Here is an 8,933-nt window from a genome sequence, read left to right on the forward strand (position 1 = left end):
ACAGAGGGCACCCCCGTTGGTTCGGATGCGCGGTGGGCGAAATCGAGAGGGACCGATCAAAGGCATGTGGCCCTTCAAGCAATGACAGCAGGCTCTCCTGCCGGGGATCACTGCGAGTTCCGCTTCTTCACACGAAGACCGCCGTTCCGAAGTGCGCAAGAGCCCTCTCGGCCGGGACGCTCCCGCCCCACGAGCCCACGGGCGAGCCCGACGCTACGAGCCGGGGCAGAGGAACCAGCCAGCTGCCCCTAAATGGGCATGTCCACCCAAAACGACAATAGGTCTTAAATCCGGCTCGGGCGGAGTGGCGGCTTGGCTGTGCGCAAACACAGACGCGGTAATCCCGTACCGGGTAGCCTTCGGGTGGTTTGGCAGGGTGCCAGCGTCTGATTGGCAGATGCCATCAGCGTTCCGGAAGGTGCGGACGCCGCCCTGCCCCTGTGAATGCTGGAGTAGATGTTGACCATCGCGGACCTCGTTGCGGCACCGGAGCCAGATCAGGATCCGTTCAGGACGTTGGTCCATGTGGAGTATCAACTGCGGGTGCTGGGCTTGCTATGCGCGGCTGCAGACCAGAGGCCAGCCAAGTTCAGCACGCCGGGATCGCTCGAGAAGTGGGCCGACTACAGCAGGCTTCAGAGTGAGAAGCTGGGCTGCACCAAGTGCAGAGAGAAGGCCCTGGCCGTCGCCGCCGGCATCAACACGCTAGTGGTCGCCGAGCCGGAGATGCCGATCAGACAGGTACGCAATCAGGTGTGCCACGGTGGTCCAGTACCGCAAGACGTCGATCTCGCGGCTCTGCACCAGGTAGTGTCCCAAAATGCCGAGTGGATCGTGCAGATTTACGAACACGGCCACGTCGTCGAGTTGGCACCGCTGTTCCGGGTAGTCGACGGCAGGCTTGCGGCCCTGCACTCCTTCTCAGGGACAGCAGCAACGTATTGGCCGCGCCGTGGTGACGCCATCGACGTGACCGAACACGATACCGTGGCCGCTCTGAACAAGCTGGAACTTCAGCGCGGCGACCGGCTACTCAACGGCTTCGCCCAGGACATCGAACGAGACCTCAAGGGGTTTGCTGAACGGGACTCGGTCTGCATCCTCGTGACACCGCCGGAGCCGATCGTGGTGCGTTGGGACCGCCGGAGTTCCGACGGGCCAGTCCCGCGTGTCGACCGATTCGAGATCACTGCAGACCACGCCAGAGTTTGGCTGTCCGAGTCGGGCCAAAAACCATACAAGGCGTTCCTGGCGGATGCATGCAACTGGCCATTGCTCAAGCGGCGGCTGCTGGTGGAACTCGAGGAGCAGCTTGCCACCGAAAAGCAGGTCAGCCAGGATCTGTTTCCGCACCTGCAGCAACACATTCCACATGTGCCGACGTTGGTTGAGATCCATGACGCGTACCAGGGGACGCGCACCGGTCTGACCATAACTCAGGCATGTGCAGAGGTAACTGGCGATGTAAACGCCTACCGCGGCAGCACGAATCTCATCACACTCACCGGCGAAGCCGGTTCAGGCAAGACCCACAGCTTGTTGCAGTTCGCCCGAGAGTCACTGACCAAGCCTGGCGACCTTGAGCCCGTGGCCATCTACATCTCGTCTAGCAAATCCAGTGCGACCAGCCTAAAACAGCTAATCAATGACCGCGTCGCCGGGACGAGGATCCTGGATCGGGAATCGGTACTGGCGTTGTGCCGCGCAGGGCTGGCGATACTGGTGATCGACGGCTTCGACGAGATGCTGGGATTCCGCACCTACGACAATCCTCTGTCGGGTTTGCGGCCGATTCTTGACGACCTACGGAACAATGGCGCCGTCATTTTGTCAGCGCGATCGAGCTACTCCGAAGCGCGACTCTGGAGCAGTCTGACAGAACACCCTACTAAGAACTCGCATCACCGGTTGACGACAATGAAGCTGCAGCCGTGGCGACGGGCACAGCTTCTCGAACTCGTCGCCCACCTATCGATCGAAGCGGCGGTCACAGACGACGCCCCAGAGGTCCAGCAACTACTGACCACACCATTCTTCTGCCTTGCCTACGCCGCCTGGCAGCAGGCCAACCAGTCGACCAACTTTCTGCGGTTCGTGATCGACACCTACCTACAGCGAGAGCTGACTAAGCTGGAAGGCCAGCAGGGCACGCCCCTCTTTAGCCAGGACGAACTTGCCGATGTCTTCTGCGAGGTCGCCGAGATGAGCGCACGCAAGGTGACCCCGGAGATCTCCGAGGAGGAGCTGGCACTAGCTGCGGAGCAGGCACTGGAGCGCGACCTCAGCAAAGAGCGAAAGCGCCGACTGGTCGCACTGTGTGGCATGAGTGCAGAATGGTCGGATGAGGAGCTCTCATTCAGCTTCACTCACCTCGCGATCGCCGAGCACTTCTTCGCCCGGCAGGTCACACGGGTCCCGCTTCAACAGGCGCTCTCTCTACTATCCAGTGTCGCCGTCTCGCCACTGTGCGCGCAGCTGATCCACTCGATGTGGCCGGAAGACCGGACAGAGACGATCGAGAGCGTGGTTGCAGAGATCCAGACACGAGTGACTGCCGCAGATTCTTCCGAGCGCTGCCGTCCCGCCATGGCCAGCCTTGGTGAGTTGTGGGCGAGGGTTGCCGGCCCCGCAGAGGGCGCACGGCCTGCGTGTCGGATCATCGTCGACCGACTGGAACTACGCGGATCTGGCAGAGTCACACTCGACCAGGCGGAGATCCGGACCCTAGTCGTCGGTCCTGGCGTTACCCTGCGACTGACCTCATGTCAGGTTGACCAGTTGGATTTGTCGGAGACGTCCGGAGACGCTCTTCTGCACGACTCGTACAAGCAGGTGTCCCAGCTACTCACTCAGAACGAGTTGACGAGCAGCCCGCGCCGGATGAGGGAACTGCTCGGTGTACCTGAAGAGCCGGTCGACGAAAGCGCGATCGAGGCATTCTTCAAGGAAAAGATTGCCAACGCCCGCGCGTCGATCGTCGTGAATGAGCGCGACTTCCCGCCGGACGAGGATGTCCGTATGAGATGGACCCGGGAATACGGCATCGAGAAGTGGCGCGACTACGTCAAGAAGATGGTCAAGGATGGGAAGCTCATCCGGGAGCCGGTGAACGCGGCCGGACCGTCAAAGTGGCGCCTGCGCACGACCGAGAGCTTCGATGATTAGTGAGCCCCGTGCGCTGCACGTGGCGGTAACAGGCAGTCTGTTATGAACCTGGGACAACCTGCACGCTGCGAACCGAATGAGCGTTCATCAGACCCCTTTGCGTCGGCAGGTGATAAGGACAACGGTGCCCCCACAACTCCGCTGCGAGGGCACCGAAGAGGGCTATCGCCGTGCTACAGCGCGTGCACGCAGGAGATCATTGAGCACCCGCACAGGTGACGTGGAATTCATAGCCAGGCGGGCATTAATGGCCTGCTCCCACTGTTCGGTCAGGCCAGCCATGAGGCGGCGGCGCATGCCTGGGGTGACGTGGGCGTACCGTGCCGAGACCGAGCCGTCGATGTGGCCCATGCGCTCGTCCATGAGGACCTTCTCCGTTCCGAGATCCTCCATCATCGTCCGGTGGGTGTGGCGGAGGCCGTGGGGCGTGAGTCCCTTGGCTATCGGGAGCCAGCAGGCGTCGGCTCGATCGCTGGCACCCCGCCCCCGGGCCGGGACGCCGGGCCAAGGCTCGCCGAGCAGGGGCACCGGCCGGGGCTCCTGTGGTGCCTTCTTCGGGTACCAGCCGGAGACCGCAGGCGTGAACAGCCAGGTCGCAAAACCGTTCCTGCGCCAGTGGGCGGCGTGCTCGGCATCCCCATCCTGGCGGATCTCGCCTACCAGGGCGCCGGCCCGTGGCTGACCACCGGCATCAAACGCAGGCCCCTGCAAGAACTCACCCCCACCGAAAGGTCCCGCAATCAGGCACTGGCCGCAGCGCGAGCGCCCGTCGAGCGGGGCGTCGCACGGCTGAAGTCCTGGCGCATCTTCCGCAGGTCCCGATGCAGCCCCAACCGCATGACGTCAATCGCCAAGGCCATCCTCACGCTGGAGCGGCAACGCTGAAGAAGCTCATTGAAAGCATCGCCTGCGGTGAAGAGTCTGATCGAATGCCGCCTCCTCTCGGTCATAATGACCTGTCCGGGGCAGGGAAGTGCAACGGGGATGGGGGGCGCGTGACCGCGGCAAGCGATGACGGATACGGTCGGGCTCGGCTGGGTTGGCTGGAACAGCCTGCAGAGATGCGCGTGGAGGAGGCAGCACCAGCATTCAAGTGCCTGAGCACGCTGGGACTCACCGCACCAAGGCGCGGTGTACGCAATGCGATCGCAGTAGCACTGGTGCACCGCTCGTACTACTACGAGAACCAGGACTCGCTGCCGGGCATCACGCAAGTCTCGTTGGATGCACTCAACCGGCTGGGGGACGCGTTCCTGCAGAAGCTGGCCGCGGTGGAAAGCTACCGCAACACCGCAGATCCTACGTCGGCGACCATGAGCAAGGATGTCGCCCGGATCGTCTCTACGTTCCCGGCCTGGACGACAGGGCAGGAATGGCTCCGCAAATCCGCAGCCCTGAGTATCGGACTTAATCGGAAGAACCTTACCCCGAAGATCACGGCAGCTTTGTGCCGTCAGATCATAGGTGTCCTGTGCCTCGAAGGTGAGGAGGAAGTGGCCAAGCGACTGCTGCAGGACCACCTAATCAGTCAGCGCCGAGAAATGGAATCCAGCATCAGCGATCCCAAGACCGTACTGTACGAGGTTCTGGGCAGCGATGCAGTGACCTTCGAGTACGAGCAGGAGGGTCCTGATCACGACCTCGTATTCCGGGCTGCCGTGACGGACAAGCGTCACCGAATTGGTCAGGGCAGCGGACGAAGCAAGAAGGCGGCGGCTCAACATGCCGCACTAGACTTCCTCCAGCGCCACGCACCCCAGATCTTCACTGCCCGGAACGAGACCGCCACACGGCGGCGACCCGCACAGGAGATCCCTGCACCGGGTGCCCACAGTCAGACCGTGAGCCAAGTGCAGAGATTCTTCTCGCTTCCCGACACGTCGAGGCCGCTACTGTCCCAGGCGCTCGTGCACTCGTCGTGGGCCTACGAGAACCGAATTCAGCTGGCAAGTTGCCAGCAACAGGACTATCAGGTCCTTGCCTACCTGGGGTCCCGTGTGCTCATCTACGAGCACCTCCTCGCGACCGCACGCAACGCAGTCGTAGACCCCCTCGATAAATTCGAGTTCAATACGCTCCCCAACGAAGTCTACAACGCCGCTTTCGAGCAGGCCGGCTTGGCGTCGGGGCTACTTCTCGGAGCAGGTCAGCGATCACTTGGCATACCTGTAGAGGTTGGAGCCGACGTACTGCAAGCCGTCATCGGGGCAATCTCCGCAGCAGGAGAATTCCAGGGGACACTGGCCGATCGATGGCCAACGGAGTGGGCAAAGGTATGGCAGCTTGCGGTACCGAGCGCGCCTCGGCCAGTCGACCCCACAACGCGCCTGCAGCGCGCGGCCAGTGCCATGAAGCTCCACGTGACCTATGAGGACCGCGCCTCGGGACCGGACCACGCACGGAAGTTCACAGCGGTGGCTGTTCTCGACAGTGGCCCACTGGGTGTCCACTTTAGGGTGGAGGGCACTCCTGTAGCTGGCAAAACACCAGCGAAGCACAGCGCCTCGCTGGCTGTCCTAAGCGTTCTCGACCGCCTCGCTGACGGGTCCCCGGCACGATCCTTTGACGGTGCCAACGAGCGGGATCGGTCACTTGCCCGGATCTTGCTCGCCCAACAGGCATTCGTGCTCGATTCAGCACCCGTTCCAACGCAACGGTGGGTCGGCTCACGACTGTTCGGGCTCCATCTCGCCTCGGACGCTTCCGAGTTGCTCAAGTGGGCCATTGGCGTAGATGAGCTCCTGGGCCTCGATCTACCCTTGCAGCCAGGCAGCCACCTGCGAGACGCGTTCCGGAAGGCCGTCGAAAAGCCGACTGACCCAGACAACACGCTCAACACAGCCTTGGCGCGCGCCATAGACACTCTGGAGCAGGTCGAGGCCCCGGAAGACCTGACGCAAGCACACATTCAGCAACTAGTACAGTTGTGCGACGTTTACCGATGCCTCGGCGCCGATGACTCCGACATCTCCCTGCCGGATCTCGCCGACGAATGGCGGATCCTGCACCGTGGCCGACTCAAGACAACGACGCCCCCACCCGCTGCACAACTCTCCGGGCGAGACCGGGCGGTTCTCGATGCCGCACTGTCCACCCTGACGTCAAGCGGAGGGGAAATCTCCGCAGAGTTCCTCAGCGCCAAGCCGCTGCACCTGCGGTTCCGGTCGACTCAACCGCCGTCGCGGGGTGTCATGGAGGACTTCTGTACACTCTGGTCCAGAGCCAGCAGGACGGCCATCGTGAAGGCGGCCGAGCACGGCATCGATGTGATCGTCACCACGCCGAACGTACCAAACCACCCGGGCCCAATTGCCGAGGCCGTCATGGCCGCGCTCCGTCCCAGCCCCGAGCCGTACCGGGCGGCCGTAGCGGACCTCCTCCACGACCTGAAGAATCAACTCGTGGCCGCCCGCCTCGCCAGCTCTCAGAGCGCCGAGAGCCGCACAGCACGGCTGCAGCAGCAGCTCACCGCGAGCCGTCACCTCGACGAGGCACACGCCCTCGCGCTACGTCTTCGGGCAGCAACCTCGATGCTCACACCAGCCGAGTCCGAAAGCGTCGAACTGGGAAGCTTCCTCCGCCACTATGCCGGAGTTGTCCTAACCCGCCTACCCCCCAGCATCTCGCTCTCGGTCCCCGAGGCGAGGAGCGCCGTCCACGTCGCAATGGACGCACGGTCCCTGACCGCCACCCTCGATAATCTCGTGAGCAACGCGATCGAAGCGCTGCGCGACGGTGGGGCCATCACTATGGCCTGGACCGCCGACGAATACGAAGCCGTTGTCGAGATCGCAGACAACGGGCCCGGGCTCCCACCAGACGTCACCGCCGCCCTGAATACGGGAAAGCGAGTCCGCAGTACCAAGTCCGGTGGAAACGGCCTCGGCCTCCTCGGAGTCTGCTCACTCCTTGCCAGAGCTGGAGGACATCTCAGTCCCGCCCCCACAGCCTCTGGCACCGCTTGGCTCATCACCCTGCCGCTCACCACCCCTACGACATCGGAGCCGGCATGACACAGCAATTGGCCGACATGCGCATCCTCATCGCCGACGACCAGTCCGACGTAGCCCGCACGCTGTGCCGTCCACTCCACAAGGCCGGTGCACGCCTCCGCTTCGCCACGGACGGTCACGCCGCCTTGCAGGAGATCGCCACCCGGCCATTCGACCTCATCCTGATCGACATGAAGATGCCGCCGGAGGAATGGGGCGGCCTCTGGCTTCTCCAGCAACTCAAGAATGGGGGATGGCGCATTCCCAGCCTCGTGCTGTCCGGCGAAGGCTCCAAGCAGCAGGTAATCGAGGCGCTCCGCCTTGACGCAGCCGACTGGGTCGTCAAGGACAGTGCCGGGGAAGAGCTGTTGGAGCGGTGCGTGACGATCCTCACCGACCGTCTGGGCGAATCTCTGGAACTCGCTGCCCACCACCTGCCGACGCCTATGGCTCACCGGTTCGCCAGGTACGCCCGCACCACCGATCCAGACAAGAAGGTCCTGGAGGGCCTTCACGCGCTGGAGTCTGTGCTGCGCTTCGCAGCCGCGTTAGGGCTCAGCAGCACTCCGCCCGCACCCCTGCGCGGGATCACACCGGATCGGCTCGCAGCCCCGAGCATGGGCACTTGGTTCGATCTCTGTTCAGCTCTCTCGGGCCTTTCCGACGCGGGATGCGACTTCGCCCGGATGTTCTCCTGGCTCGTTCCTGAGCGGTCCGAGCACCAGCCGGTCCAGGGACTCATCTCCATGCGCAATGACATCACGCACCGCGGGTACGCACCCACACCGACCCAAGCAGACCATCTCGATCGCCTGCTGCGCCGTTTCGCGCACCGGGCAGCTTCCTCATGGGGCACCGACCTCGCGGTGCCCGTCTCTATGACCTACGACGGCACGATATGGGTCATCGAGCTTCTCAGCCTCAAGGGAGTCGGAAGACCGGTCCCGGACAAGGTGACGTCCCAGGATCCAGTGATCACGGGACAGCCGGTCCTCATCTCCCGCAATGCTGACCCGTTGTCCTTGGCTCCGTGGCTGTTGACACACACGGAACCCGCCTCGAGCACCGTACGCTGCCTGCAGTTCGACGGCCTCCAACGCGTGAAGGGAGGCCTCACCTCCAGCACTCCTTTCAAGTACGCGAAGACGGATGAGGGCGCGGACGTGCCGACGACCAGCCATCCGCAGGGGCGATGGCAGACACTGGCCCAGTGGACCGCCGTCTGAACCGGGTCGTTTCACTGGGAGCCGCATGGGAGCCGATTGCCTCCCGAAGCCCCTGCGACACCACGCAAGACCAACTGACGCCAACGCACTGACCTGCATGAACATCATTCAGGCCGGTAGCGATCACCACCGAACCTCATTCGGGACGAAGAGGTCGTGGGTTCAAATCCCGCCACCCCGACAGCCAGCACAGCAAGTGAGGGGCCTACCGGATTCGGTAGGCCCCTCACCTGTTTCTGCTTGCCGAGGCCGGAGGGCTCCCTTGCCCTTTCACCGGCCGGGCGGGCCGGTTTATTCGGTGTCTAAGGGTTGTCCCGTAAATGATCTACGGCATGCTCGGTGACCTGCTGGTTTCTGCGTCACCCGGCGAGGGCGAGGTTGTGCAGGCGGGCGATGCCGAGCGTGGCGTGGTGAACGCCGTCGCCTTTCAGGCGGCAGTCGCGGAGGATCTTCCAGCCCTTCATACGGGCGAAGACGTGCTCCACGCGGGCGCGGACCTTGCGGTGCGAGGCATTGTGTTCCTCCTTCCAGGCCGGGAGTTCGGCCTGGC

At 63.4% G+C, this 8,933-nt stretch carries 4 protein-coding genes and 2 pseudogenes; 4 read left to right on the forward strand and 2 right to left on the reverse strand.

Features of this window, described 5'->3' with window-relative positions; genetic code table 11:
• Positions 1-456 precede the first annotated feature (456 nt).
• Positions 457-3,165 (forward strand): NACHT domain-containing protein, encoded by a 2,709-nt coding sequence (locus FGF04_RS17805; protein WP_149512221.1) that lies wholly within the window; start codon positions 457-459, stop codon positions 3,163-3,165.
• Positions 3,166-3,327: 162 nt separating this feature from the next.
• Here the strand turns inward: FGF04_RS17805 and FGF04_RS17810 are convergent.
• A pseudogene (locus tag FGF04_RS17810) lies at positions 3,328-3,795 on the reverse strand (LacI family transcriptional regulator); the annotation flags it as partial.
• Here FGF04_RS17810 and FGF04_RS17815 point away from each other — a divergent pair.
• The 3 genes and pseudogenes from FGF04_RS17815 to FGF04_RS17825 all read left to right on the forward strand — a co-directional run.
• Positions 3,796-4,050: pseudogene (locus FGF04_RS17815) on the forward strand (transposase family protein); the annotation flags it as partial. It abuts the pseudogene before it with no gap.
• Positions 4,051-4,226: 176 nt separating this feature from the next.
• Entirely contained in the window at positions 4,227-7,178 is a 2,952-nt protein-coding gene (locus FGF04_RS17820) for an ATP-binding protein (RefSeq protein WP_188114116.1), read from the forward strand.
• Positions 7,175-8,383, forward strand: coding sequence for a response regulator (locus tag FGF04_RS17825; RefSeq protein ID WP_149512223.1), 1,209 nt, complete (start codon positions 7,175-7,177; stop codon positions 8,381-8,383). The genes FGF04_RS17820 and FGF04_RS17825 overlap by 4 nt, the downstream gene beginning before the upstream one ends.
• A gap of 359 nt (positions 8,384-8,742) precedes the next feature.
• On the opposite strand, the gene FGF04_RS17830 is transcribed toward FGF04_RS17825, so the two are convergent.
• A partial coding sequence (locus FGF04_RS17830; RefSeq protein ID WP_149512347.1) for a transposase occupies positions 8,743-8,933 on the reverse strand: 191 nt, incomplete at its 5' end.

The sequence above is a fragment of the Streptomyces apricus genome (assembly GCF_008369065.1).
GTDB classification, from domain to species: domain Bacteria; phylum Actinomycetota; class Actinomycetes; order Streptomycetales; family Streptomycetaceae; genus Streptomyces; species Streptomyces apricus.

What these genes read in the sequence shown, in the direction of transcription:
- FGF04_RS17825 (WP_149512223.1), top strand. Translation starts at nt 7,175, where the DNA reads ATGACACAGCAATTGGCCGACATGCGCATCCTCATCGCCGACGACCAG.
- FGF04_RS17805 (WP_149512221.1), top strand. Translation starts at nt 457, where the DNA reads ATGTTGACCATCGCGGACCTCGTTGCGGCACCGGAGCCAGATCAGGAT.
- FGF04_RS17820 (WP_188114116.1), top strand. Translation starts at nt 4,227, where the DNA reads ATGCGCGTGGAGGAGGCAGCACCAGCATTCAAGTGCCTGAGCACGCTG.